22 protein-coding genes and 3 tRNA genes are annotated in these 26,240 nt (G+C 51.7%); all 25 read right to left on the reverse strand.

The genetic code is table 11. From position 1 onward, the window contains the following. Positions 1-48: 48 nt before the first annotated feature. The 25 genes from DL346_RS14695 to carA all read right to left on the reverse strand — a co-directional run bounded on the left by DL346_RS14695 (position 49) and on the right by carA (position 26,204). Positions 49-1,401: an MATE family efflux transporter gene (locus DL346_RS14695; protein ID WP_112882826.1), complete on the reverse strand. Its 1,353-nt coding sequence runs from the start codon at positions 1,399-1,401 to the stop codon at positions 49-51. Positions 1,402-1,416: 15 nt separating this feature from the next. Further along, a complete protein-coding gene (locus DL346_RS14700) occupies positions 1,417-2,220 on the reverse strand; it encodes a histidinol-phosphatase HisJ family protein (protein WP_112882827.1) in 804 nt (267 codons plus the stop codon). A 41-nt stretch (positions 2,221-2,261) separates the two neighbouring features. Continuing rightward, positions 2,262-3,038: a DeoR/GlpR family DNA-binding transcription regulator gene (locus DL346_RS14705; protein WP_112882828.1), complete on the reverse strand. Its 777-nt coding sequence runs from the start codon at positions 3,036-3,038 to the stop codon at positions 2,262-2,264. An 82-nt stretch (positions 3,039-3,120) separates the two neighbouring features. Then, positions 3,121-4,074 carry a CehA/McbA family metallohydrolase domain-containing protein gene (locus DL346_RS14710; protein WP_112882829.1) on the reverse strand — a complete coding sequence of 318 codons (954 nt, stop codon included), beginning with the start codon at positions 4,072-4,074 and terminating at the stop codon, positions 3,121-3,123. Positions 4,075-4,099: 25 nt separating this feature from the next. Beyond that, a complete protein-coding gene (locus DL346_RS14715; protein WP_112882830.1) occupies positions 4,100-5,434 on the reverse strand; it encodes an ABC transporter substrate-binding protein in 1,335 nt (444 codons plus the stop codon). Between the two features lie 38 nt (positions 5,435-5,472). Next, positions 5,473-6,291 (reverse strand): carbohydrate ABC transporter permease, encoded by an 819-nt coding sequence (locus tag DL346_RS14720; RefSeq protein WP_112882831.1) that lies wholly within the window; start codon positions 6,289-6,291, stop codon positions 5,473-5,475. Between the two features lie 17 nt (positions 6,292-6,308). Then, the gene (locus tag DL346_RS14725) at positions 6,309-7,181 is read right to left on the reverse strand and encodes a carbohydrate ABC transporter permease (protein ID WP_165822515.1); all 873 of its coding nucleotides are present in this window, start codon (positions 7,179-7,181) and stop codon (positions 6,309-6,311) included. Then, entirely contained in the window at positions 7,174-8,259 is a 1,086-nt protein-coding gene (locus DL346_RS14730; protein ID WP_112882833.1) for an ABC transporter ATP-binding protein, read from the reverse strand. The genes DL346_RS14725 and DL346_RS14730 overlap by 8 nt, the downstream gene beginning before the upstream one ends. A 390-nt stretch (positions 8,260-8,649) precedes the next feature. Next, positions 8,650-8,735, reverse strand: a tRNA-Leu gene (locus DL346_RS14735). A gap of 20 nt (positions 8,736-8,755) precedes the next feature. After that, positions 8,756-8,832 (reverse strand) — tRNA-Ile (locus DL346_RS14740). Between the two features lie 21 nt (positions 8,833-8,853). After that, positions 8,854-8,930, reverse strand: a tRNA-Met gene (locus tag DL346_RS14745). Positions 8,931-9,016: 86 nt separating this feature from the next. Beyond that, a complete protein-coding gene (locus DL346_RS29080; protein WP_165822516.1) occupies positions 9,017-9,181 on the reverse strand; it encodes a hypothetical protein in 165 nt (54 codons plus the stop codon). Positions 9,182-9,313: 132 nt separating this feature from the next. Beyond that, positions 9,314-10,858, reverse strand: a complete 1,545-nt coding sequence (locus DL346_RS14750) for an ABC transporter substrate-binding protein (RefSeq protein WP_112882834.1) — start codon at positions 10,856-10,858, stop codon at positions 9,314-9,316. Between the two features lie 5 nt (positions 10,859-10,863). Further along, on the reverse strand, positions 10,864-11,751 hold the full coding sequence (locus tag DL346_RS14755) for an ABC transporter ATP-binding protein (RefSeq protein ID WP_112882835.1): 888 nt from the start codon (positions 11,749-11,751) through the stop codon (positions 10,864-10,866). 6 nt (positions 11,752-11,757) lie between these two features. Continuing rightward, entirely contained in the window at positions 11,758-14,673 is a 2,916-nt protein-coding gene (locus tag DL346_RS14760; protein ID WP_112882836.1) for an ABC transporter permease, read from the reverse strand. Between the two features lie 3 nt (positions 14,674-14,676). After that, entirely contained in the window at positions 14,677-15,753 is a 1,077-nt protein-coding gene (locus DL346_RS14765) for an efflux RND transporter periplasmic adaptor subunit (RefSeq protein ID WP_112882837.1), read from the reverse strand. After that, entirely contained in the window at positions 15,719-16,483 is a 765-nt protein-coding gene (locus DL346_RS14770) for an ABC transporter ATP-binding protein (RefSeq protein ID WP_112882838.1), read from the reverse strand. Before DL346_RS14770 ends, DL346_RS14765 begins: the two co-directional genes overlap by 35 nt. 154 nt (positions 16,484-16,637) lie before the next feature. Further along, positions 16,638-17,462, reverse strand: a complete 825-nt coding sequence (locus tag DL346_RS14775) for an ABC transporter permease (protein WP_112882839.1) — start codon at positions 17,460-17,462, stop codon at positions 16,638-16,640. Further along, complete coding sequence (locus tag DL346_RS14780; protein WP_240633168.1) at positions 17,446-18,270, reverse strand: ABC transporter permease; 825 nt, start codon at positions 18,268-18,270, stop codon at positions 17,446-17,448. The genes DL346_RS14775 and DL346_RS14780 overlap by 17 nt, the downstream gene beginning before the upstream one ends. 4 nt (positions 18,271-18,274) lie before the next feature. Further along, on the reverse strand, positions 18,275-19,270 hold the full coding sequence (locus DL346_RS14785; RefSeq protein WP_112882840.1) for an ABC transporter ATP-binding protein: 996 nt from the start codon (positions 19,268-19,270) through the stop codon (positions 18,275-18,277). A 257-nt stretch (positions 19,271-19,527) separates the two neighbouring features. Then, positions 19,528-19,776 (reverse strand): hypothetical protein, encoded by a 249-nt coding sequence (locus DL346_RS14790; RefSeq protein ID WP_112882841.1) that lies wholly within the window; start codon positions 19,774-19,776, stop codon positions 19,528-19,530. Positions 19,777-20,386: 610 nt separating this feature from the next. Next, positions 20,387-21,034 (reverse strand): orotate phosphoribosyltransferase, encoded by a 648-nt coding sequence (gene pyrE, locus DL346_RS14795; RefSeq protein WP_112882842.1) that lies wholly within the window; start codon positions 21,032-21,034, stop codon positions 20,387-20,389. A gap of 1 nt (position 21,035) precedes the next feature. Beyond that, entirely contained in the window at positions 21,036-21,767 is a 732-nt protein-coding gene (pyrF, locus tag DL346_RS14800; protein WP_112882843.1) for an orotidine-5'-phosphate decarboxylase, read from the reverse strand. Positions 21,768-21,853: 86 nt separating this feature from the next. Further along, positions 21,854-25,072 carry a carbamoyl-phosphate synthase large subunit gene (carB, locus tag DL346_RS14805; protein ID WP_112882844.1) on the reverse strand — a complete coding sequence of 1,073 codons (3,219 nt, stop codon included), beginning with the start codon at positions 25,070-25,072 and terminating at the stop codon, positions 21,854-21,856. After that, positions 25,059-26,204, reverse strand: a complete 1,146-nt coding sequence (carA, locus tag DL346_RS14810) for a glutamine-hydrolyzing carbamoyl-phosphate synthase small subunit (RefSeq protein ID WP_112882845.1) — start codon at positions 26,202-26,204, stop codon at positions 25,059-25,061. Before carA ends, carB begins: the two co-directional genes overlap by 14 nt. Positions 26,205-26,240 lie beyond the last annotated feature (36 nt).

The raw sequence follows: 26,240 nt of genomic DNA on the forward strand, positions 1-26,240 counted from the left end.
ACTCCCTCGTTTCCAGTAAAATTTTCACTTGCAACCACTGAAGACCCGCTACGCTGAATGTATCAGATTATGCTGCCAACGTCGGGATTTGTAGCGCCACAAACCGATAATGGCCTTGGAGATTTCCTCCGTCGCGTATAGGCCGTACACGACTTCAATCGGCCATTTCATGATACCCGCTCCGAAAAAAGCGAGAGGGATCCCGACTAGCCATGTGGAGCTAAGCACAAGCTTCATGGAATATTGCGTATCACCGCCGCTGCGGAACACACCTACGATCCAGATGTTGTTGAGAAAATTGCAAATTAGTACACAAGACATAATTCGGAGAATCCATATTGCCTGTCCGTGTAGCTGCTCGCTGATATGAAAAAAACGGACAACGAGCGGCGCCGAAGTAAACAAGGCTGCCCCGATGACAACCGCCAGTATACAGCCGATTCGTGTGAATCTTTCCGCATATTTTTGCGCCTGTTCCCTGTTTTGCATCCCGATCTGTTCGCCAATCATAACACTCGCCGATTGTGCGAACCCTGATATACCTGCCGATACAAAATTGCCGATTACCTTCGAAATCTGAATCATCGCGATTGCTGCCGCGCCGCTCATCCCGAATGCCACCATATACATCGTTGTTCCTAATCCCCATAACGATTCATGGATAATGATAGGCTTCGTAATCCGGAAAACCTTCCTGATCAATTCACGATCAAGCCACGGCAAAATCAATAATGATACAGCTACTTCTTTCTTCCATACATACACATACACAATTGTTGTCAAGAGAAGGAGCAGCTTCGAGATCAATGTAGCTGCCGCGGCACCGTATACTCCCATGGCAGCAAATCCGAAATGACCGTAAATTAGCACATAATTCAGGAACGTATTCAGACAAAGTGACAATATGGTCAAATACATAATCACTTTCACAACACCGATGCTCTTCAAGCTCATCGCATATGCGGTCGTGACAGCTGATGCGACATACCCGCAGCTCATAATAGACACAAATGTTGCTGTCGTCTTCAGCAGCTGTTGATCTCCTGTAAACGGAGTAAATACGAATGGTGAGCCGAACGTGAGCAGGATAACAAAAAGGATGCTGATTGCCAGACCGCTAAAAACAGTCAACGCCGCTAGCTTTTTAATCGAGTCATAATCTCTTTCCCCGTAATATTGAGACATAAACACGGACGGACCGCTCAACACGCCTGCCAGAATCATCCCGAGCAAAAACTCGAATTGACCGGCAATGCCAACTGCAGCAATCGATTCTTCCCCCAAGCTTGCGACCATCATGGAATCGATCAGCATAAAGGATGATGCGAACAGAAACTGCAAAGTCAATGGAATGGATAACTGTAATAACTTGCTATTGAATTCATTGCGTGCATTTTCCATCTGCTGTTGCGTCCCCTATATCGTCACGAGATAAGGAGCCCGATTACGAAACTGTACGACTTCATGAATATCATACGATTTCAGTAATTCCAGCGCCTGGCCAAAGCCTTGTTCATAACTGCTGACCCGATGAGCATCTGATCCGAGCGAGAACCATTTGCCGCCTAAATCCAGGTACATTTCAATCAGGTAGCTGTGCGGATGAATCCAACCTTGCCGAAACAGCCCTGTCGTATTCAACTCCAACACTTTATCCTTGCTTATCATCATTTTTAATAAGTCATACAGAATGGTTCTACAACGCTCGTAATCCTCTACGGTAACGATTGTATTCGTATACCGGCTAACATAATCAAGGTGTGCCACAACATCATAATTATCCATCAATTGGACGGCATTGCGAACATGCAAGAAATATTCCTCCAAGATCCGATCCATGGACTGACTGTGAAAAGCTTCTTCCGAAAAATCTAGCACGCCATTATTGTGAGCGGAAAGCAGAACCAGATCAAAAGAATAACGCTGTAAATACTCATTAATTTCATTATGGTAATCTTTACGATATCCAACCTCGATGCCTTTCCGTATTTCAATATCATAGGTTTGACGCAACTCGGTAACCTCTTGTTCATAACTGACCATGTCGATCAGGACGTCTTTCTTGAAATACTTGCAATCATAATCGAAATGATCCGTTGTCACAATTGCTTTCTTTCCTAAGCTTATCGCATGTTCAACAATATTCTTAATAGGTTCTTCCGAGTCTGGAGAATAATTGGAGTGGACATGCTGATCCACAATCATCTTCGGAACTTGCATTTCATAAAACCTTCCTTCACCATAGTTGCATCTTTGCTTCGTTAAGCCTTTACCCAGCTAATGTTCGCTCGGTCGAGCTTTTCTTTCCATTCAGTAGGCGGTGCTGAATCACAAATCACACAATTCACTTCGTTGTAATCGGCATATTTGTACATGGATTTCACACCAATCTTCGAATGGTCAATCACGATATGCACTTTATTAGATCGCTCTAGCATTCTTCTGAGAAGATTGCCTTCATCAATATGATAGGTTGTAATTCCATGCGCAATCGAATATCCGTTTGCCCCGATAAACGCTTTATCAATATAAAATTTCTCGAGCAAGTCGATCGTCATCGAGCCTGATGCAAACATTTGATCCGTGTCGATTTCGCCGCCAAGAAAAATAATTCTTCCTGTAAAATAACCGGCTTTTTTACGCTCGATAAGACTGTTCAATACCTGGATACAGCCGACGATGATCGTCAAGTTTTTTTTATTTAATAAGTGGTTGGAGATCTGAATCGTAGTCGTGCCTACGCCCATGGCAATCACATCATAATCGTCAATCAGTTCAACCGCTTTCATGCCAACACGCTGCTTCTCTTGGATATGGATGGAGTTGCGCTGGCTGTAAGGCGCCTCGTACAAAGTAAAATTAGGCTTGATGCCGCCCCCGTGTACGATAAGCAGCTTGTTTTCTCGGCTTAACGCGTCCAAATCTCGGCGAACCGTCACCTTGGAAACGTTCAAATGTTCGGAGAGTTCATTAACCGTTACTCTTCCCTTGGCATTCAATTCTGCCAAAATCATGCTCATTCGTTCAACCTGCAGCACTAGAATTCACCTTCTCAATTAATAGAATCAAACCGGGATACAACACGAATCTGTTTCCCGGTTTGATAAACAGATTGAGTGATTAATCTAAATAAATCGGATTTGTGAAGGCAAATTTCCCATATTTATCATAACATTCGACTCTGATAAATTTCTCGTCTCCCCGCAACTTTCTACGAAGTGATGTGATATTCTCACCAAGCTCAATTTGATACTGACGAACATCACCATTCATATAAATGCGTTCAACCGGAGAGCATTCGAAGATAACTTCATCATTCTCGATGCGGAACTCATAGATTTCTGGACCAGTCGAGGAATAGAAGCTGCCTTCGACCAAAGCTCGGATAACTGCATTGCGCGTCAGCTCGGGGGCTTTGACAACTACCCAGCCTCCAAAAGAGTCGTTGAAGATGTCGCCCGGATATCTGTTGTGGTTATCGTCGGTTGCCGTCCCCCAAAGCTTCTTGCCTTTTCGCAGCAGTGTTTCCCACATAATTCGGGAATTGCCCATGTTCTCATGCCACTCGGAGCAATGGTTGTAAACTTCTAGTGCGAACAGGTTATCTAGTGCATAGACATCTTCCCATTCAACCGTGGACCAATGCGGATGATTGAACATGACGATATTGCCTCGTGACACCATTTCGTCAATGAATTGCTGTGCAGTTTCAAAGCTAACGAAATCCGGCCAAATGATTGGCTCCATATGCCTCAGCGGCACTTTCGTCGCTGCGCGCAGATGTTCGTCAGTTCCCATGATGACATGTAGGTGAAAGATTCTGATATCGCCTACCGGCATCCGGATGCCCACTTCACTGGCTGGCAGCAAGATGAAATTCGGCTCATTCTCATGCTCGAAGTTCGTGAAGAAATCATGCTCAGAGTGTGCAATGAAAGAATACCCTCTTTGTTTATAAGCCTCTCGTAGCTCTTCCGGCGTTAGAGCGCCGTCGGATAAGGTAGAATGACCGTGCAAGTTTCCTTTATACCATTTGCCGCCATCCATGAAACTATTTTTTGTAATCCTTGTCATACACATACACCATCCCTAGTTTAGTTTACTTGTTTTCATCGATAATCTTTTGCGCTGCAACGGCGGCATCATGAACGACTTGTTTCGGATCTTTGGAAGTGTCAATCAAAGCGCTTTTCATAAATTCAACATTGGACGTGTAGATTGCTTTCCAGTTCTTCGACCAAGGCCGGCTGTGTGCGAATTGAAGTTGGTCGATTGCAACTTTGAATTGCGGTTTTTCTTGCAGCCATTTCTTTAATTCCGGCGTTTCTAGTGCAGATTTGGTAGTTGGCAAATATCCCGTTTGTTCGAAGAAACTCACTACATTCTCGTCTTGAGACAAGAAATCGAGGAACTTTCCAGCCGCCTTCTTCTGCTCTTCTGTCGCTTTGTCAATAATGATCGCATTCGCCCCGCCGGTTACCATGGAATTCTTTCCGCCTTCTTGTGGTTGGTACGCTACTGAGACGTTGAACTTCGTGTTATTGATAAGCTGACCCATCGATCCGATGGAATCAAAATCCATCGCAACTTTACCGTCAAGGAAATTTTGCTTGATAAGATCGGACTGATTCTCTTGCGCACTATATGCATTTAACATCGTTTTATCTTTAATCATGTCTTGGAACAATTTAACGATGGAGCTGCCTTTTTCATTATCAAATGCAACCTGGCTTCCATCCTTGTTGACCATCTCGCCTCCGTAGGAGTATACGGCTGATTCCCAATACCATGCATCTGAATCCCAGTAGCCGGAGAAACCATAGATGCCTTTAGCCGGATCTGTCAATTTTTTTGCGTATTCCTGTAGCTCTGTCCAAGTTTTAGGACCTGCCGGATCCAATCCAGCTGCTTTAACCAAATCTGCGTTCATGTACAGGATCGGCGTGCTGCGGTTCATCGGCGCCGCTTTGAAAACGCCATCCGCAAAGCTCGAACGCGTCAAGCCTTCGATGTAGTTGTCGATGGTCGATTGGGACATATATTTACTCAGATCTGCTGCAATAGGATTATATCGACCTAGGAAGGACTCTTCGATTTGAGCGATGACCGGGGTGTTTTTGGCAACAAGAGCCGCTTCCAGTTTCTCAGCTACGCCGTCGTAGCCGCCTTGGCCAGACATAACGACTTCAACGTCCGGATTTGCGTCATTGAACTTTTTCACAGCATCCGCCATTAACTTACCGTTGCCTTGAGACGGATCCCAGATGGACCAAAAATCAACCTTTACTTTTTCTTTTGCTTCAGGTGCAGATGCGTTTTGAGCTGCGCCGTCTTGACTGTTGTCTGTGGATGGCGATTCTTTTGAACAGCCTGTCACTCCAATTACCGTTGCTAATAGACCCATAGCCACTGCATTCTTCAAGTTGATTTTCATTTGAATTTCCTCCACTTTTTCTTTGTTTATATTAAGGGTTACTTAATACCGTATACAAAGGCATTCTTGATGAAACGGTTCGCTGCAATATACAGAACCAGGATCGGGATGATTAGCATCATATTGCCTGCCATCAATTCGTTCCATTGTGTTAAGCCAGGTGTATCGGAAATCATGCCTTTGACCGACATCGGCAACGTACGCACGCTTTCTGAATTCGTCAATATGAGCGGCCAGAAGTAGTCGTTCCATTTGGATATGCAGGTGAACAGCATTGCAGTCAACACGAACGGCTTCGCGATTGGCAGCATGAGCTGGACTATGATTTGCAGCTCGGTTGCTTTATCCATTCTGGCTGCGTCGAGCAGCTCGTCCGGGATTTGCTTGAATGCTTGAGTCATGAAGAATATTGCAAATGACGAATAAATGAACGGAATAATCATTGCCCAGTAGGTATCAAGCCAGCCAAAATCACTGACCAGCACATAAATGGGAACGAACGAGACTTGAGCCGGCAATACCAAATCGACCAGTACAAGCGCGAAGAAAAGCCCAGCGAATCTGAACTTCTTCTTGGCAAACGCATAAGCTGCCGGAATGCACACGAGCAGTTGGCCAAGCACGATGGAAAAGGTGACGATAACCGAATTCATCGCGTAGTGTAAGAAGTGAATGCGAACATAAGTTTTAGAGTAGTTGACGAATTGCGGTGCTTTCGGCAAAAAGTCAGGCGGAAACTTAATCGATTCCAAATACGTTTTTAAAGATGTGCTGAGCATCCAAATGAATGGGAACACAAACACGAGAACTAAAGTAATAAGTAACAAGATTCGTAGCACTTTGGCCGCATAGCTCATGTTCTTTAATCCTCCGATTACTGATAGTGAACTTTCTTGTTGAAGAATGCATAGTTGATCACCGCGATAATGCTGACCATGATCATAAACAAGATCGAGCCTGCACTTGCTTTACCGATATTAAACTGCAGGAAGCCAATCTGATAGATCCAGTAAACGATCAGATTCGAGGAATTTTCCGGTCCACCCTTGGTCATCAAGCTAACGACATCGAACGCGCTAAATGAGGAAATGATCGATGTAATGAGCAGAAAGAACAAGGTCGGCGACAAGAGTGGCAGCGTAATGCGGAACAGCGTCGTCCATCTTCCTGCCTTATCCAGCTTGGCCGCTTCATAGATGTATCGCGGTATGGATTGCAGTCCCGCGATCACGATCATCACATTGTAACCGAGGCCTTTCCAAATAGAGACGATGATAATGGACATCAGTGACGTTTCAGGACTCATCATCCACTTCAGCGTTGGCAGTCCAAACCATTTCAGCACAAAGTTGAGAATGCCAACATTAGGATCCATCAACCACATCCACATCACAGTGACGGATACAGCGGAAAGAATGTTTGGCGTAAAGATGATGCTCTGCACCAGATTGTCCGAAAGTCTGTTCTTTTGCAAAAAGATGCCGATTACAAATGCCAATACGATACCGATTACAACTGTGAAGAAGGCGAATATCAACGTGTTTCTTAGTACCATCCAAAATACGGGATCTTTAAAAATATTGATGTAATTTTTAAATCCCACATATTCTTTCGTCCCTAACACAGTGTCCCAATTCATGAAGCTGACTCGCACTGCGAAGAGGATCGGGTACAAGGAAAATACGGAAACGAGTATAATCGCCGGAGCAATGAGGATGTAAGGGTTGCGGATGATTTTGTTAACCATGCACATTACCAATCACGTGATCGCTAGTCACAGTGACGCCTTCCATCAAGGATAGACTGTGGAATGCTGACTCGATCAACATCATATCCCGCGAACGCTTCTCAAACACATCGAAAAAGTACATATCATTCTCTGATATATAGAGAGTGACTTGTTCGCCAATATTCAACTCTTCCTCGCATTTCATGAGAACAGTCCCTAAACCGGTTGCTATGCGGTACAAATGGTCCATCCCCAGCATTTCCTTCGTCATCACCATACCTGCTGCTTGAATGCCATGAAAATTGGCCGACTTCGTCAGCTTCACCTTATGCGCTCTATAACCGATCGTACCGATTTTTGGAAGTTCGACTGTATTCATCCCTGGGTCGCCAATAAAAGTGGCTACAAACAGATTGGCTGGATTTTCATAAACCTCCTTGGGCGTGCCCTGCTGCATAATAGAGCCATTATTGAAAATTACGATATTCGTAGCCATCGTCATTGCCTCGATTTGATCGTGGGTGACAAATACGAACGTAGACTTCAATTCTCTGTGCAGATCAATGAGCTCCCCACGCATCTGATTGCGTAATTTGGCATCCAGATTGGATAACGGTTCATCCATTAGAAATACCTGCGGTTTTTTGGACATTGCTCTTGATAGTGCAATACGCTGCCTTTGTCCTCCAGAAAGCATCGAAGGCTTCGCATTCAAATAATCCTTTAGCCCGACCATATTCACGACTTGCGTTACACGTTTTGCTATTTCTTCTTTAACGATTTTCATATTTTTCAAACCAAACTCGATATTTTTCCGCACTGTCATATGCGGATAGATCGCATAGTTTTGGAAAACCATAGAAATCCCCCGATCCCCGGGTTCCGTCTTCGTGACATTCCGGTCTCCAATATAAATTTGTCCGGCACTTACCTCTTCAAGTCCGGCAATCATTCGTAACGCGGTCGTTTTGCCGCAGCCCGAAGGACCTAGCAGTACCGTAAAAGAACGCTCTTTAATCTCAAGCTCTAGATTCTCAATGACGGTTTTCCCATTCGAATAGGTTTTGGTCACTTTCTCTAATCGAATTGAAGACATATCCTTCACTCCCTCTCGTTCAACACACCAATCATTTTGTACTCGCTCTGTATAACTAGATGATAGAGCACATATGTAAAATACAAATCAAACACGATTTAATAGTTTGTAAATTGTTCTTATAATTACTTATTTGTTCTTTTTGTTTCATTTAAGCGAAATCGACTCCCAATCCACCTTGTACTGGCGGCCTCATGAAGCTGTAAATGCATAAAAAAAACTCCTCCTCATCACTTCTAAAAGTGTTGAGGAGGAGTTCATATCTGAGTTATGGAGTACAGTGTACCAAACTTTACACACTTAGGTATCCAGAACCTTTGGAGTTTGTTGGCAAAGGGAATCACATTAGAAAAATAAAAAAACCTTGATTCATCAAGGTTTCTTGTTGGATGCCGAGGACGGGAATCGAACCCGTACGGTGGTCACCCACCGCAGGATTTTAAGTCCTGTGCGTCTGCCAGTTCCGCCACCCCGGCAAGTTTGCATGATTGTGGAATGGTGGGCCCTGAGGGACTCGAACCCCCGACCAATCGGTTATGAGCCGACCGCTCTAACCAACTGAGCTAAGGGCCCTGACGATAATAATCGAAAGGTTGGTTGCGGGGGCAGGATTTGAACCTGCGGCCTTCGGGTTATGAGCCCGACGAGCTACCGAGCTGCTCCACCCCGCGTTAACACACATTCGCACCAAATCATTAATGGCGACAAGAATTAATATACTATATGAACCAGGAATAAGTCAAGCATAAATGTTATGTTATGGCAAGAATCGGACGCCAAATCGCCCTTTGCGCGAACGGAACACTTCAATCTCTTGCGGACATTCATAGCCATACACCCACCAGTCGTTCTCCATTCGCCTCACGAGACAACCAGCTTGAAATTTCGTATCGTATAAACGCCCCCAATAAACCCACTTCATGTCTTAAGACTCCCTTCTTCGCCGTTTCGCTTAGAATACCCCAATTTCGGAATAATCAAGCATCGGCAATGCAAGAAAGATGCAAGCAAAAAACCGCATCGGCGCAATAGCGCCGGTGCGGTTTTTGATCCATTAGCCTTTGGAGTACACGTCGTAGGCGACGCCGCCTCCGCCGCCGATCGGATCGAGCGGTCCGTTAGGATTTTCTTTGATCTTCTGCAGCATGGCATCGCCCTTCGTCTGCCATTCCTTAAGCGCCTCATCAACCGATTTCTTCTTCTGCAGTACTTCCTGGAAGAGCGGCTGTGCGATTTGCTGAACTTGGTAGAGGTTTGGCTTCTCGCGATACAGCTTCTCGAGAGTGATGTCTTGAGGAGGCACCGGTTTGAGTTTATAGAAGGCGGCGATATTATAATTCATGCCGTCTTTCGGCTTCAGGAACGATTTCCGCGAAACCATTTCATACGTGCTGCGGGATTTCAGCTTCGCCCATTCCTTGCTGTTGTTGAATTGGATGAAGTCCCATGCGTCTTCGCTGTTTTGAGCGTTGGCGGTAATCGCCATCAGATTGCTCAGCCAGATGTTGCCGCCGATGCCCGGCGCTTCCTCGAAGGTAGGAATCGTTACGACGTCCCAATCCACCGTCGGAAAATTAGCGTTTTTGGCCGAATAATTCTTCGCACGTTCGAGCTCGTTTACGTAGTCGTAACCGCCGATCATCATGGCGATGCGGCCATTGATGAACAGATCCCCTTGGAACGGGTTGAATACCGGCGTATCGCTAGCCGCCTCTTTCTTGATCGGTCCGCCGCCGACATTCATATCTTCTTGGGACGGTACGATCTTTTCTTGATACAATCCCGCGATTTCGTTCCATACTTTGCGCCATTGCGGCGTATCGACCGTCATCTTCTCCGCTTTGTTGTCGAACATCTTCAGCTGAAGCGGCGCCGCATAGGTTTGCGAATCCCAGAAGGGGTCCCCGCTCCAACGGTTGAACGAGAAGCCGAACTTACGTTCTTGGCCTTCGCCTTTCGCGACCTGCTTCGCTTTGGTGAACACATCGGCCCAAGTCATGTCGTCCGTTGGCGGCGCAACGCCCGCCTCCGCGAACAGTTTCTTGTTATAGTACAGCGCCGATGCGCTAAAGGTTGGCGTGAGCGCATAGATGCTGCCGCCTCCCGCATCCTTGATGCCGTCAATGACCGTCGGCACGAAATCCTCGATATCGAATTCGCTCTCTTGAATGAGCGGATCGAGCTGCTTCAGCATATTGTCCTCGACAAGACGCTTCAGGTAAGCGGATTCCAGTACGACAACGTCAACCGGATTTTTACCGTTGATCATTTCTTTCAGCTTCTCGTACGGGTCCGGCTGAGGCTTGCTCGGATCCGGCTCTTCGAAGCGCTGATCGTCGTAATTGATGGCAGCTGCGATCTCAATATCGATGTTAGGATGCGTCAGCTCATAGCCATCCGTGAACTGCTGCCGCAAATACTGCTCGTTGTCCGAATTCGAATACATAAAACCGATCCGGAGCACTCGGCGCTCCGCCCCATCGTCTCCGTCCCCTTTGCTGCACGCGGAAAGCGCGGTCATCAGCAGTCCGGCCGAAACCGCGACAGCGGAGGTCCTCATAATCCATTTGCCCCGGAAACGCTTTGCCTTCTTCTCCATACGTTCTACCCCTCCAGTGATTTAGGCGGTGAAATGATGATCCGTTCGCCATCAAATTCCATTGATGCTTTATCTGTAATTTGCAACGCGGATAAATAGGCTTTCGGAATTTGGAGTCGGCCCACCCGGTCCACAACGACATATTCTTCATGAACCGATTGAACGCCTCCTAGCTTCGATTGATCGCCTATCTGATGCTGATCATCTAAATTCGGATTGCGCTTGATAAACTCGGTGCTGGTCAGTCCATCGCGGATCGCAACGACGCGGTCGACCTTGCCGGCCAACGACAAGTCGTGCGTTACGATAACGATCGTGATGCCGATCTCGCGGTTCAGTCTCCGGAAAATATCCATGATCAGATCGGACGTGCGCGTATCGACGGAGCCTGTCGGCTCGTCGGCTAACAGCAGCTTCGGACGGTTCGCCAGCGAAATCGCGATCGCAACCCGCTGCTGTTCGCCGCCTGAAAGCTGATGGAGCTTGTTGTACATCCGCTCCTTTAGCCCAACCCACTCCAGTAGCTGCTTCGCGTAGGCGCGATCCAGCTTGGAGGAAAGCATCATCGGCATTTCCACGTTCTCAATCGCCGACAAGTACGGGAGCAGGTTGCGCGCATTGCTCTGCCAGATGAAGCCGACCGTATCGCGTTTGTAAGCGACGAGCTGCTCATCGGTAATTTTCAGCAGATCCCATGGACCGACGCTGACTTGCCCTGCCGACGGGCGGTCGAGACCGCCCAAAATATTCAGCAGCGTCGACTTCCCGCTTCCGCTGTTGCCGATGATCGCCATCATTTCGCCTTCGCGGACGTGAAGGTTCAACCCTTGCAGCGCAACGACCTCAAGATCGTCCGATTTGTAAATTTTAACTAGTCCCTCGCAAGTAATCATGAGGTCTTAACGCTCCTCTCCCATCTTCACGGCTTGGTGTACGCGAAGTCTGCGGATATGAATAAGCAGAAGAGCGGCACCCATCAGCATCATAAACGCGACAACGATATACAGCTGCGTCGTATCCTTGGAGTCGAACACGACTCTAAACGGCGGCACGGAGTTCGCGACATTATCCGTCGTTTGCAGGAACGGCAGGAACAGCAGACTCGCGATTTTGCCGATGAGGATACCAAGACCGATCGACAGTCCTGCCGTGAAAATCTGCTCAAGCAGCAGCATGCCTGTCAGCTGCTTGCGGGATAGCCCCATGGCGCGCAGCACGCCGAATTGCACGATCCGCCCCGATAAATTGAAGAACCAGTACAAGATGTAACCCGTGAGCGACACAATGATGGAGACGAGGAAGCCCAGGCTCAAAATGCCGAAGACGCCGCCCCGCGTCGGATGCTTGGATTGAACGGCCAGCTCGATGCGCACGTCTTGAACGCCGGCCAGCTCGATGCTTTGGTCCTGCAGCTGCTTCATGATCGGCGCCGTCAAGGCGCCCGGCTTCATCTTTAGCCATACCTCGTACGGGATGATTGGCACTTGGTCGTAAATATAATCCAGATTCGCGATGATGAACGGCGACGAGTCCGGATATTGGCTCGGCCAGTACGGCACGATGCCGACGACGGTGAAATCGATCATGCCCTCTTGCAATCCGGCGGAAATCGTATCGCCAACTTCGAGCTGGTATTTCTCCGCCACATTCGACGGTACGATAGCCGCCTGTTCGTAATACCCTAAAAAGTTCAAATAGTGAAACGGATGGGTCGGGTACAGATCATTACGGAACCAGGCAACTTTGGCAAAATCGACGTTATCGATTCCCATAACGGTACCTTGGCCGGCAGACTGTCCGGACACGACGATATTGGCCTTCGTTTGCAGCACGCGCGCCGCCGCCTCGACGCCATCCAGCTTGCGGAACACTTCGAACGGCGGCTCCGTGTAATTGATGCGGGTCGGCACCGGAGTACCGCCGCCTCCGCCTCCACCGCCGCCTTGGCCGCCACCTCCGCCTTGGCCGCCGCCGCCGCCTTGGCCATCGCCGCCGCCTTGGCCGCCGCCTTGACCGCCTCCGCCACCATTGCCGCCGGTGTCGATCACTTCCGCGGTTCCTTCCCAAACGGTCTGCATGATGACGTCCGTTCCGAATTTATAGAGCGTCCGCTCCGTGGAATTCAGATCGATCGTCCGGGCCGCCGATGCGTTGTATACCCCTAAGCCGAGCGTAAGGATCAGCAATATCATGAGCGGATAGTACCCCTTCGACGACCTCGACAGCTGCGTCAGCGTCAAGTAGAGCGGCACCGGAAGCAGCTTCCGGCCGATCCAATTGAACAGCTTCAGCAGCCACGGGAAGACGCGAAGGAAGAATAGCCCCATGGAGAAAATCGCGAGTGCCGGAACGAAGAACAGGAACGGCTGGACGTTAAGCTGATCCGTCGTCATTTTGCTCTTGAACGAAATCATTTGGCGTTCATTAAACAAGTACCAGCCGTAAGCGGCAATGCCCAGCAGCACGATATCGCCGTACCACCGCTGCCAGAGCGGATTGCGGTCGGAACGGGCCATTTGCTTCTTGTAGTCGACGATGGAAGCCCGGGCATAGATGACCGCCGGGATAATCGTCGCCAGCAAAGCGAGCACGACTGCCGCGATACCGGCAACAATCGCTTCCGTGGAGAACCCGATCGGAATGGACTTCCGGTTCACGAACTCCAGAAACCCGTTAGCCGAACCGATGCTCTTCGCCATGAACCAGCCGATCATCGGTCCAAGCACCAGCGCGATGATGCCAAGCAGCACCCCTTCCAGCGCATAGATGCCGATGATCTGCCGCGTTCCCGCTCCCCGGCTGCGCAGAACGGCAATGTCGCTGCGCTGTTTATCGAGCGACTGCCGCGCATTCATCGCGATAAAATAAAACACCATCGCCAGCATCGGTGCAGCCAGCGTAAACAGCAGCAGCTGAAGCTGCAAGCTTTCCTTGCGGAACTCGCTAAGCAGCTTATCGAACGAGATCTCGACTCTCGTATCCTTCAATTGCTGATACAGCTCGATTTTCAATCGCGCCAGCTTGTCGTTCAGCGGCGATAATTGACTCGTTTGAATGTCCTTCAAATCAAACGCATAAAACCAGTTCGCCGTGTGCACCGGAATACTGCGGTCCTTCAGCAGCCCGTTCATGAATGCCTTCTCGCCGATCTGCAGCGAGCTCATCAGCCCTTCAAGCCCTTGATACCAGTACGGATCCGTATCGTTCAACGGCTTAACCGCGCCGACGATCTTAACGCGGAGCGTTATATTAAGCCCGCTGTAGATCGGATACTCGAACACATCGCCGATATGGACGTCGCTGCGGTACATCGCTTCCTCCAGCATGACCGCTTCAACCGTGTCGTCCTCGCCGACGGCGTCAGCGAACCAGCGACCTTGAACAAGCTCGGTTTTTTCCTCCAGGCCGGACATCGTGGTCAGCGCCATCTCGCGGTCGCGGCTGGCATCGACGGTCGTCGGATCCTCGGGCGTCAGCTCCGCGCTGCGGATCGCCAAGCTTTGCACGTACGTGCCGTACGGAAATCCGATATCCTTCGGAACATCCTCCCGGATATAGCGGGAAACTTCGGTCAAGGCATTCAAATCCGTCTTGCCGGTCTGTCCCTGATAGCGCATGAGAAGCGATCCAGCCGGCAGCCCGCTGCTCTCCTCCTTGAGCGTTTGGGCGACAACCCGCTTCAGCGCTCCATCCGCGTACATCGGGATACTGGTCGCAAAGGCGACAGCCAAGATCAAGCCGGCTAGCGAGCTGACCGTCAGCCAACGCGTGTTCCACATTTTGCGAAGCAGAAATCGAAATAGCGGCATCCCCATAATTTATCTACCTACGACTTTCTGTCCCGGCGTCAAGCCTTGGAGGATTTCGACCAGCGTTGCGGTCTGCTGCCCGACTTCGACATCCACCTCGCGTTTGCCCTCCTCGTCAATAACCTGCACATAGGTTCGCGAGCCGATGGAACGAAGCGCGGATGGCGGAATGACGATCGCGTTTTCCTTGCGGTTCATAATGATCGAGATCGACAACGGCGTACCCCGGGTCACGCCCGCAGGGAACTTATCCAGCTTAACGGTCAGAAAATCCTCCGGACGTTCCGGTTGGTTTCCGCCTTCGCCGCCGCCGTTACCGCCGCCGTTACCGCCACCGTTATCCTTCAGTATCGGCAGCTGGGTGACCTTGCCTTTGATCTGGCCGACATTGCTGATCTCGACCACAACCGGCATGCCGACGGAAACGCCCTTCAGCTCATCCGCGGTCATCTTCGCCGCCGCGGTCAATTGCGATGTATCGGCAATAATGCAGACGGGATCGTACGCTTTGATCAGATCGCCTTTCATGACGTTTAGCGAGACGACGGTCCCTGTAAACGGTGCCCGAAGGATCGCTTTATCGATTTCCAGCTGAGCTTCCACCATCTTTTGGCGCTTCTCCTCGAAGCTTATTTTGGCAAGCTCGAATTCGATCGGATCCATCTCGTCCTTCTTGCGGAGCGTATCCTTCATCTGCAGCTCGTCGCGCGAGAATTGGAGCTTGTCGGAACGAAGCTGCTTCTTCATATCGTCCACGTCGAGGGAACCGATCGTTTGGCCGGCCGTAACCTTCTGCCCGACCTTTATGTTCAAGTCCTTCAACCGTTTGCCGTCCAGCGTAAAATAAAGCGTCTCCTCCTGCATCGAAATCATCTTTCCAATCGCGGTCTTCTTCGTCTCCAGCGTAGCGGTCGTAACCTCGTACTCCGGCTTCTTGGAAATTTGCGGCGGCGTAATGGCAGGCAGTGTTTCTTCATTGTCTTCATCGGGTAGTAAAGAACAACCGCTCGTAAATAAAAGCGAAGCTCCCAGCAAAACAGCGGCGGCTGTCTTAAATGAACTTCCCGTCAACCATTTCGTAAACATGATCGGCAACCTCCAGAATCGTGGGATCGTGCGTGGTCATACAAATCGTTACTTGCTCGGTGCGTATTATCGTCTGGAAGACCGACATGATCTGTGCGGCCATTTGCGAATCCAGCTCTGCCGTCGGCTCGTCGGCAAGCAGCATTTCCGGCTTGTGGGCAATCGCTTTCGCGATCGCAACGCGCTGCTGTTCCCCGCCGGACAGCTCGAACGGACGGTGATGCATCCGTTTCGCCAGTCCCACCAGCTCCAGGCAATGCTCCACCCGCTTCTTCCATTCCTGTCCCGGAACGCCGGCCATGCGCAGCGACAGCTCGACGTTCTCATAGGCGGACAGAAGCGGCATCAAAGCATACGCTTGAAAAATAAACCCGATGTGCTTGCGCCGGACTTTCGTTCGTTCATCGTCGCCCATGCGGTGAAAGGGCCGATCCTGAAAAAAAATATGGCCTCTGGTCGGCTGATCGAGCCCGCCGATCATATTAAGCAGCGTCGTTTTGCCGGAACCGGAACGCCCGCGAAGCATAATGAGCTGCCGCGGCTTCAGCTCCATATGGATGCCTTTGAGCACGTGCAGCGGCTGGCCGCCCACCTGGAAGGTGCGCTCAACCGCTTCTACGATGAGAAGCGGTTTCGTTGCGTCTGCCGGCGCTTGCGCGGCAGCCGTTTCGTATGTCTCTACTGCATCGACAGCCTCTGTCGATGCTTGCTTGCTTCCCCACCATCCCATCGCCGTGCAGAGACCCCCTCTCCTATTAAAAAACTTTAATCTAGCTATCGTTTAGACGGCGCAAACAGGAAAAAAGTTACGGGCCGAACTGCCAATTTCGTTAAATAATTGATAAAGAAGCTTTTACATTTCAAAATCGGCCGCGACCCGCTCTCTAGCCCCGCATTGCAATGGCATTCCCCGACGTATAACGCTTCAGCCCCGCCCTGAAAAGCAGGCTTCCCGCCGCCAACAGAAAGACGGTCATGCCGGCTGCCTGCCAGACGAAGCCGGAATTATAGTCCCGCAGCAAGCCGATCGGCAAATAGCTGATGAATCCCGCCGGAACGAGCGTGAACAAGAGCACCTTCGCCACGCTGCGAAAGATATCGGCCGGATACGTTGATAGCGCCACGAAACTGTTGAACACTTGCGACGCGATGCCCTCCGAATTGCCGAAGAAGAACGCGAAACTGCCGGCAATGATCATGACGCCCATGAAAATAAGTCCGCTAATGAGCAAGCCTGCGGCAAACCGCAAGCCTCCGGACAAGGTATGCTCCCCTACCCAGGCATATACGGCGAGGCCGAACAAAAAATCGCCCGCTGCCGTTACTGACATCCGGCTCGCCAACACATGCAGCAGCACGGGCTTCGGCTGCGACAGGTACACGTCGAGCTGGCCTCCGGAAACGATCGGCGCAATGCGGTGGAAATTGCCGAACATCATATTCGCCCATCCGAAGCCTCCCGCCCCGACGGCCCATAGCATCATGACGTCGGACAGACTCCAACCGTTGACCACAGGGAACCGGTGAAAGAACAAGCTCCAGAAGAACAGCCACATAAAGTTGTTAATGAACATCATGCCGGCCAGTAAAAAGAAGCTTAGCCGGTATTCCATTGCCGAAGCCAAATTGACCTTCCAGCAAGTGAGCAGAAACCGCAGCGTGCCTAGCGCCGTCTGTGCCTGCCTGGATTCGTTATCCGCCGTTGACATGCAATTTTGCCACTCCTTTCCTGTACATCATGACGGTGCAGACGGCCAGCACGGCAATCCAGCCCGCCTGAATCGCCGCTTGCTGCAGCAGGGAAGCCGAACCGTAATTAACGGCCGTCCGCGCCGGAAAATACAGCATGGCCTGGAACGGCAGCCAGGAGCAGATGCGCTGCAGCCATTCCGGCATCAGATCGAGCGGCAGCAGCATCCCGCCGACCGTAAACTGCAGCTTATGCAGAACGAATTCCATACCTCGCGTCTCCTCGACCCAGAAGGCGCATAGGGCTACGACCATATTCAGCAGAAATGCGATCGAAATCGCGCCGAGCGTGAGCGAGAACAAGCCTGCCCAGCCCCAGCCGAATGACGGCGGACCTACGAACGTCCATGCAATGATGCTGCCGACCGCCAAATGGATAAAGAACCGAAACACCGCTTCCGCCAAATAAGCCGCATAGTGGTACCCCACATAGGAGATGGGCCGAATTAGCCGGATCGCAATATCGCCGTTCTTTACCTCGTTCTCAATGAGGGAGCACAAGGAGGGCACGCCCATGGTTATCGCCTCTGTGAACACCAAATACCAGATAATCTGCTTCAGCGTGTAGCCGTCGATGATACGCGTCCTATCTCCTTCATAAGCAGAGCTCCATAGCTGAACGAACACGAACAGAATGAGCAGCAGAAACGTTGACCGCATGATGAAATCGGTCTTGTAAGCCAGCTGCTGACGAAGCGTAATGGTTGCGACGGCGCCCGCCTTTTTGCTCTTCAGCGATAATACGGATTGCATCTTCCGATCTATCATGACGCTACCCTCCCGATCCATAGATATGCGTGATGATCTCTTCCATCGGCGGGTCTTCCACCGTCATATCGTCAAGCCTGAACTTGCCGATCAAGGCGCTGACTACCGATTCGATGCCGGTCTGCTTCAGATCGACAGCCAGCTTCAGCCTCCGCCCTTCCGATTCCATGAGTTCCGTGCCAGGCAAGTCTGGAAGCGTGCCGGCCTCGAAGCTGGAGGATAAGGTGAGTGATATGATTTTACGGCTCAGCACCTCCCGTTTCAGCCGATCAACCGGCGCATCCAGCAAAATGCCGCCATGATGGATAACGACCGCCCTCGAACAAAGCTCCTCCATATCTCCGGCATCGTGAGAAGTCAGGAAAACGGTCGTCCCTTCCACCCGGTTGGCCTCGAGCACCAGCTCCCGGATGCGCTGCTTCACGACGACATCGAGACCGATCGTCGGCTCGTCGAGGAACAGAAGCTGCGGCCTGTGCAGAAAGGAAACCGCGATTTCGCAGCGCATCCGTTCGCCGAGCGATAGCTTTCGTACGGGGATGTCCAAGTAAGGCCCCAATTCGAACCGATCGATTAAATCCGCCCGCCTCGCCAAGTATTCGCTGCGTTTCAGTTCGTAGATCCGGCTAATCAAGTCGAACGTATCGATCGGGGGCAGGTGGTACCACAGCTGCGATTTTTGCCCAAAGACGGCGCCGATCCGAAAAGCCAGCTTCGTCCGTTCGCGCCATGGCGTTAATCCCAGCACCTCCGCTTCGCCGGAGGTCGGATGGAGAATGCCGGTCAGCATTTTGATCGTCGTCGATTTCCCTGCGCCGTTCGGCCCAAGGAAGGCGACCCGCTCGCCTCGATCGACCTTGAGATCAATGCGCTTGACCGCGACCTTCTCCTCCCACTGCGGATGCCATAACGAGCGAAGGCTGCCCGATAATCCGGCTGCCTTCCGTTTAACCGCAAAGCTCTTGCTTAGTCCATGCGTTTGTAATGCGACTGTTGACATGACCATAACTCCCCCTGTTCTCGTACGGTACTCCGCTAAAGCAAAAAAGACCTCCCGCAAGCATCGCCTTATTCGTGTAAGGCGGAACTTGCCGAAGGTCTTTTATCCCTACGGTGTAGCGTGACGTATCGTCCATAGCCGGTTTCGCTCGGTTCGCCTGATGCGGATCCCTAGAAACCCTTCCGTTTGATGTAACATATTACCAGCCCTTCGTGCGGTTGGCAATACTTTTTTTCGCTTAGCCTGTCAACAGGCAATCAAGCCGGATGAAGCAGATCCTCCATCATCGTAATGACCCGAACCCGGATCTGCTGCAGTCGAACGGCTAGGTGCTCTAAGCTGCGCTCGTCGCAGTGCTGCGTGCTATGATAAGCCCGGCTCATTATACCGCAGGCTTCGTCCATTTGAGTAATTTCATCGCTTCGTTCCGAGTTCCGGTCATATATGCGCACACGGCACAGCAAATCCTCGGTCGATTTGAGCAGCCGTTCAAATCTCTTATCCATGCAGGCTTCCTCGCAATCTCTTATTTGGTATAAGCTAGCCTATGAGGCGCGTTAGCTAAATATAACCGATTCGCAGAATCATGAATCACGATGCCAAGCTGGTATACAATCGCTCCTCCTATCCCGGAGCCGAACCGGCCGAATCGATTTGGGCGGAAGTCACGGTCGAAGTAAAATAAGCGGAAAAATAACCTGTCAAAGTATGTTCAGAAAAGAGTGGGGATTGGAGGACAATTCATTGAAGAAACATAGATTGGATTAAATTGGAAATACCTCCAGAATGCGCCGAACCATCTATAGCCTGAAACTAAAAAGCGCTCAACACTCGTTGGGTAATACCAAAAGCTATCTCCGGTCGTAAGCCGAACATACGTTATTTGAAATAAACAGGGGTCTGGTTGCACGAATGCAGGGGGATGAGGCGGCGGAGGCGGAATAAATGACATTGGATATCACGCTCCTTCAAGGTAGTTTTTCAAACTAATTTGACTCGTGATTCAAGATACGTAGGTGAATAACTAATGGACTGTGCGGATGCCTAATTCCTGGCACCGAAGTATAGAACCGACATAAAAAAAATCCGAAGCATACGCTTCGGATTTTTTTTCGTTTAAACGCCAAACGCTTGCGGATTCTCGCGCCACGATTGCAGCAGCGCGATATCGCTGTTGTGCACGATGCCTTGCTCGGCAGCGACTTCGATCAGCGCCGAATAGTTCGACAGCGTCGCGAGCGGAATGCCTTCTTCCTCGAAGGCCGCTGCCGCTTTCGGGAACTGGTACGTGAAGATGGCTACGACGCCTTGCACTTCGCATCCGGCTTCGCGAACCGCGACTGCCGCCTTCAAGGAGCTGCCGCCCGTGGAAATCAGATCCTCGATGAGAACAACTTTCTGGCCTGGCTTGAAGTGTCCTTCGATTTGATTCGTTTTGCCATGGCCCTTCGCTTTGTCGCGCACGTAGAGCATCGGCAGGTTCAGCTTGTGCGCCACCCATGCGGCGTGCGGGATGCCGCCCGTCGCAATGCCGGCCACCGCTTCGCAATCCGGGAATTGCTCACGGATGACGCTTGCGAAGCCTTCTGCGATCAGTTCACGGATTTCCGGATACGACATCGTTAGACGGTTATCGCAATAAATCGGCGACTTCATGCCGCTTGTCCAAGTGAACGGCTCATTCGGACGCAGGGCGACGGCATTGATTTGCAGAAGACCCTTGGCGATCTCGCGCGGCAGTTGCTCCAATAGTTGTGTACTCATTCTAGATCAGCTCCTCAATGATGGATTCCAGCGCTTGTCGCGGATCGGCAGCTGCCGTGATCGGACGGCCGATGACCATATAATCGGTCCCCTGCTGCAGCGCTTGACTTGGTGTCATAATGCGGGTTTGGTCGTTCAGATCGGCACCCGCCGGACGGATCCCAGGCGTAATGGTGCGGAATTCGGTTCCGCAAGCCGCTTTAATCAGTTGAACCTCCTGCGGCGAAGCAACTACGCCGCCAAGTCCAGCTTCCTTGGCGAGCTGAGCATACCGGACGACCGCATCTTGAACCGAGCCGCCGATGCCGATTTCCTCGTTCAGCACTTGCTGGCTGGTGCTCGTCAGCTGCGTGACGGCAATGACTAACGGCGGCTGAAGCTTAGCGTCGCCCGCAAGCGCCTGCTCCACGCCTTCCATAGCGGCTTTCATCATCTGCACCCCGCCCGCCGCGTGCACATTGAACACGTCGACGCCAAGCTTCGTGATGCTGTTCGCGCCGCCTTTGACCGTGTTCGGAATATCATGCATCTTCAAATCGAGAAATACTTTATAGCCTCGCTCCTTCAAGCTCCTTACAAAATCCGGACCTGCCGCATAGTACAGTTGCATGCCGACCTTCATGAAGCAAGGAATGCCTTCCAGGCTGCGAACGAGCGCCTCCGCCGACGCCGCATCCGGATAGTCGAGCGCGACCATAATGCGGCCCGCCGCCTGCTCTCTGTTAAGTTTCATCTGCCGCTGCCCCTTTCATTCGTACAGGCATGGCGAAAGCCTGCTGGAAGGCAGGCTTTCGCGGCCTGTTACGGCCCTTGCAATGCTTATTTTTGCGCCAAAACCGGCATTGGACGCGAGGAGAAGTTGATCGTCTCCAGCATGTTGAGCAACGCGCGTACCGTATCGAGCGACGTCATGCATACAACGCCGTTCTCAACCGCTTCGCGGCGGATCCGGAAGCCGTCGCGCTCAGGCGTCTTGCCCTTCGTCAGCGTGTTCACCACGAAGTGCGCTTGGCCGTCGCGGATCAGATCGAGAATGTTCGGCGAGCCTTCGCTCAGCTTGTTCACGTGCTGAACCTTCAGTCCGGCTTCATCCAGCGCCTTTGCGGTGCCGCCCGTAGCGATGATGTTATAGCCCAGCTCGTAGAAGCCGCGCAAAATCTCGATCGCTTCCGGCTTATCTTTGTCCGAAACCGTAGCAATGATGGAGCCTGTCGGCGGGATACGCATGCCCGCGCCTACCAAGCCTTTGTAAAGTGCTTTCGCATATTGCTGATCGCGGCCCATAACTTCGCCCGTCGATTTCATCTCCGGCGTCAGCGTCGGGTCGACGCGGCGCAGCTTCGCGAAGGAGAATACCGGTACTTTAACCGATACATAATCTTCTTCCGGCCACAGACCTGTTTCATAGCCCAGGCTCGCAAGCTTTTCGCCAAGAATGGCTTTCGTCGCCAGGTTCGCCATCGGAATGTTCGTCACTTTGCTGAGGAACGGAACCGTACGCGAGGAGCGCGGGTTCACCTCGATCACGTAAACCTCGTCTTGGAAGATAACGAACTGGATGTTGACCAGACCGATTACGTTCAAGCCTTTGGCAATCTTGATCGTAATGTCGACCATCTTCTGCTGCAATTCATTCGAGATCGATTGCGGCGGGTACACGGCGATGGAGTCGCCGGAGTGAACCCCTGCGCGCTCGACATGCTCCATGATGCCCGGGATCAGAACGGTCTCGCCGTCGCAGATCGCGTCAACCTCGGCTTCTTTGCCCAGCATGTAACGGTCGATCAGTACCGGATGCTCCGGATTGATTTTCACGGCTTGCGCCATGTAAGTCAGAAGCTCCTCGTCGGAGTAGACGATTTCCATAGCGCGTCCGCCAAGGACGTACGACGGGCGAACGAGCACCGGATAGCCAAGGCCTTGTGCCGCGACAACCGCTTCGTCGACGGAAGTGACGGTCGTACCTTTAGGCTGCTTGATGTTCAGCTCGGTCAGAAGCGCTTCGAACTTTTTACGGTCTTCCGCCGCATCGATGCTCTCGAGGCTGGATCCCAAAATGCGGACGCCTGCTTTCGTAAGCGGCGCTGCAAGGTTGATGGCGGTTTGTCCGCCGAATTGAACGATTACGCCGATCGGATTCTCTTGCTCGATGACGTTCATGACATCTTCGAAGAAGAGCGGCTCGAAATACAGCCGGTCGGATGTGCTGAAGTCCGTCGAAACCGTCTCCGGGTTATTGTTGATAATAACCGCTTCGTAGCCGGCTTTCTGGATCGCCCATACCGCGTGAACGGTCGAGTAGTCGAACTCGATGCCTTGGCCGATCCGGATCGGGCCGGAGCCAAGCACGAGCACCTTTTGTTTGGTTGTTTCCGTTACTTCGTTCTCTGTTTCATAAGTCGAGTAGTAGTACGGCGTAGTCGCTTCGAACTCTGCCGCGCACGTATCAACCATCTTGTAAACCGGCTTGAACCCTTGCGCGATGCGGTGCTGACGGATATCTAGCTCGTTCGTAAACGTCGATTGCTTGCCTTCGCTGCGGATTTCCGCGATCGAACGGTCGGAGAAGCCTTTGCGCTTCGCCGCGTAGAGCAGTTCGTTCGTCAGAACAGCCGCATTGCGCAGCTCGCCTTCGAATGCGACGATGCCTTCGATTTTATCGAGGAACCACCAGTCGATCTTCGTCAGGTCTTGAATCTCCTGCAGCTTGTAGCCGCGGCGGAACGCTTCGGCAACGAGGAACATCCGCTCGTCGTCCGGCTTCTGCAGACGCATGCGCAGCACATCGTCTTGCAGCTCAACCGCTTCCTTCAGATGAATCCGGTGCGTGCCGATTTCCAAGGAACGGACCGCTTTATGCATGGACTCTTCGAACGTGCGGCCGATCGCCATCACTTCGCCCGTCGCTTTCATTTGCGTGCCCAGCTTCCGGTTCGCGGACGTAAATTTATCGAACGGCCAGCGCGGAATTTTCGAAACGATATAGTCGAGCGTCGGCTCGAAGCAAGCGTAAGTTTGGCCGGTTACCGGATTGACGATTTCGTCAAGCGTGTAGCCGATTGCGATTTTCGCCGCCATCTTCGCGATCGGGTAGCCCGTCGCTTTGGATGCAAGCGCCGACGAGCGGCTTACGCGCGGGTTAACCTCGATGACGTAGTATTGGTAGCTGAACGGATCAAGCGCGAACTGTACGTTACAGCCGCCTTCGATGTTCAGCGCACGGATAATTTTTAGCGATGCCGAACGAAGCATTTGGTACTCGCGGTCGGACAGCGTTTGGCTTGGCGCCACGACGATGGAATCGCCTGTGTGAACGCCTACCGGGTCGAAGTTCTCCATGTTACACACAACGATGCAGTTGTCGTTCGCGTCTCGCATAACCTCGTACTCGACTTCTTTCATGCCAGCGATCGATTTCTCGATCAAGCATTGGCCGATCGGGCTGTACCGGATACCGGATGCGACGATTTCGAGCAGTTCAGCTTCGTTGGCGCAAATGCCGCCGCCTGTTCCGCCCAGCGTGTACGCAGGACGAACGATGATCGGATAGCCGATTTCGTTAGCAAAATCAACCGCTTCCTGTACCGTCGTAACAATAACGCTCTCCGGTACCGGCTGTTCCAGCTCGCGCATCAGATCGCGAAACAAGTCGCGGTCTTCCGCTTTCTCGATAGCCGTCAGCTGCGTACCGAGCAATTGCACGTTTTCGCGCTGAAGCACGCCTGCACGCGCCAGCTCTACCGCCATGTTCAGGCCGGTTTGGCCGCCGAGCGTCGGCAGCAAGCCGTCCGGACGCTCTTGGCGAATGATTTGCGTAACGAAATCAAGCGTAATCGGCTCGATGTACACTTTGTCGGCCATGTTCGTATCCGTCATGATCGTAGCCGGGTTGCTGTTAATAAGGACAACCTCGTAGCCTTCTTCTTTAAGCGCTTGGCAAGCTTGCGTGCCGGCGTAGTCGAACTCGGCGGCTTGGCCGATGACGATTGGGCCGGAACCGATCACGAGAATTTTTTTCAGCTTATTATTTCTGGGCATACTGCAGCTCTCCTCTCAACGATGCCGCCAATTGAGCTTGACGCGGTTTTTGCGGGTTGTTTCTTTTATGTGTGCGGATCATATCCAGGAATTGATCGAACAGGTAGCTGGAGTCGAATGGACCAGGCGCCGCTTCCGGGTGGTATTGAACCGAGAATGCCGGGTGCACGCTGTGCTTCAAGCCTTCGATCGTCTTGTCGTTGTTGTTGATATGCGTCACTTCAAGCTTAGTGCCGTTAACCGAATCTTCGAGAACCGTATAGCCGTGGTTTTGCGAAGTGATGTAGCAGCGGCCGGAAGCCAGCTCCTTCACCGGATGGTTGCCGCCGCGGTGGCCGAACTTCAGCTTGGCCGTATCGGCGCCGCATGCGAGCGCGAACAGCTGATGACCGAGGCAAATGCCGAAGATCGGATATTCGCCAAGCAGCTCTTGAATCATTTTTACCGCGTAAGGAACATCCTTCGGGTCGCCAGGGCCGTTGGACAGCTGGATACCGTCAGGCTTCAGGCGGCGGATTTGTTCTGCGGTCGTGTCGTGCGGAACGACGACGACGTCGCAGCCGCGCTTCGTCAATTCGCGTAGAATGCCGCTCTTCGCGCCGAAATCGACCAGTACGATCCGTTCGCGGTCGCCAGGGCTCGAGAAAACGCCCTTCGTCGACGTGCGGGCTACTTGGTCGCGCATCAGCGTCGTCATGTTCAGGCGCTCTGCAAGCTCTTCAATACGCTCGTTGCCAGTCGTCAGCATGCCTTTCATCGTACCATAGTGGCGAAGCTTGCGCGTCAGCATCCGAGTATCGATGTCGCTGATGCCGAGAATGCCGTATTCCTTCAGTAAGTTGTCAAGCGTGTATTCCGCTCTCCAGTTGCTTGGCGCCGGCTCATGGCGGCGTACGACGAAGCCGTGGATGTAAGGGCGAACCGCTTCGAAATCGTCGCGCGTGATGCCGTAGTTGCCGATCAGCGGGTATGTCATCGTAACGATCTGTCCGCAGTAGGACGGATCGGAAAGCACCTCTTGGTAGCCTGTAATGCCTGTATTAAAAACAACCTCGCCGGCGGATTGGCCTTCAGCGCCGAAGCTGAGACCCGTAAACAGCGTGCCGTCCTCCAATAACAATCTTGCTTGCATCCGTATCACTCCTAGGTTTCAAGTTGCTTATCTATG

It is taken from the genome of Paenibacillus montanisoli, from assembly GCF_003268025.1.
GTDB classification, from domain to species: Bacteria; Bacillota; Bacilli; order Paenibacillales; family Paenibacillaceae; genus Paenibacillus_Z; species Paenibacillus_Z montanisoli.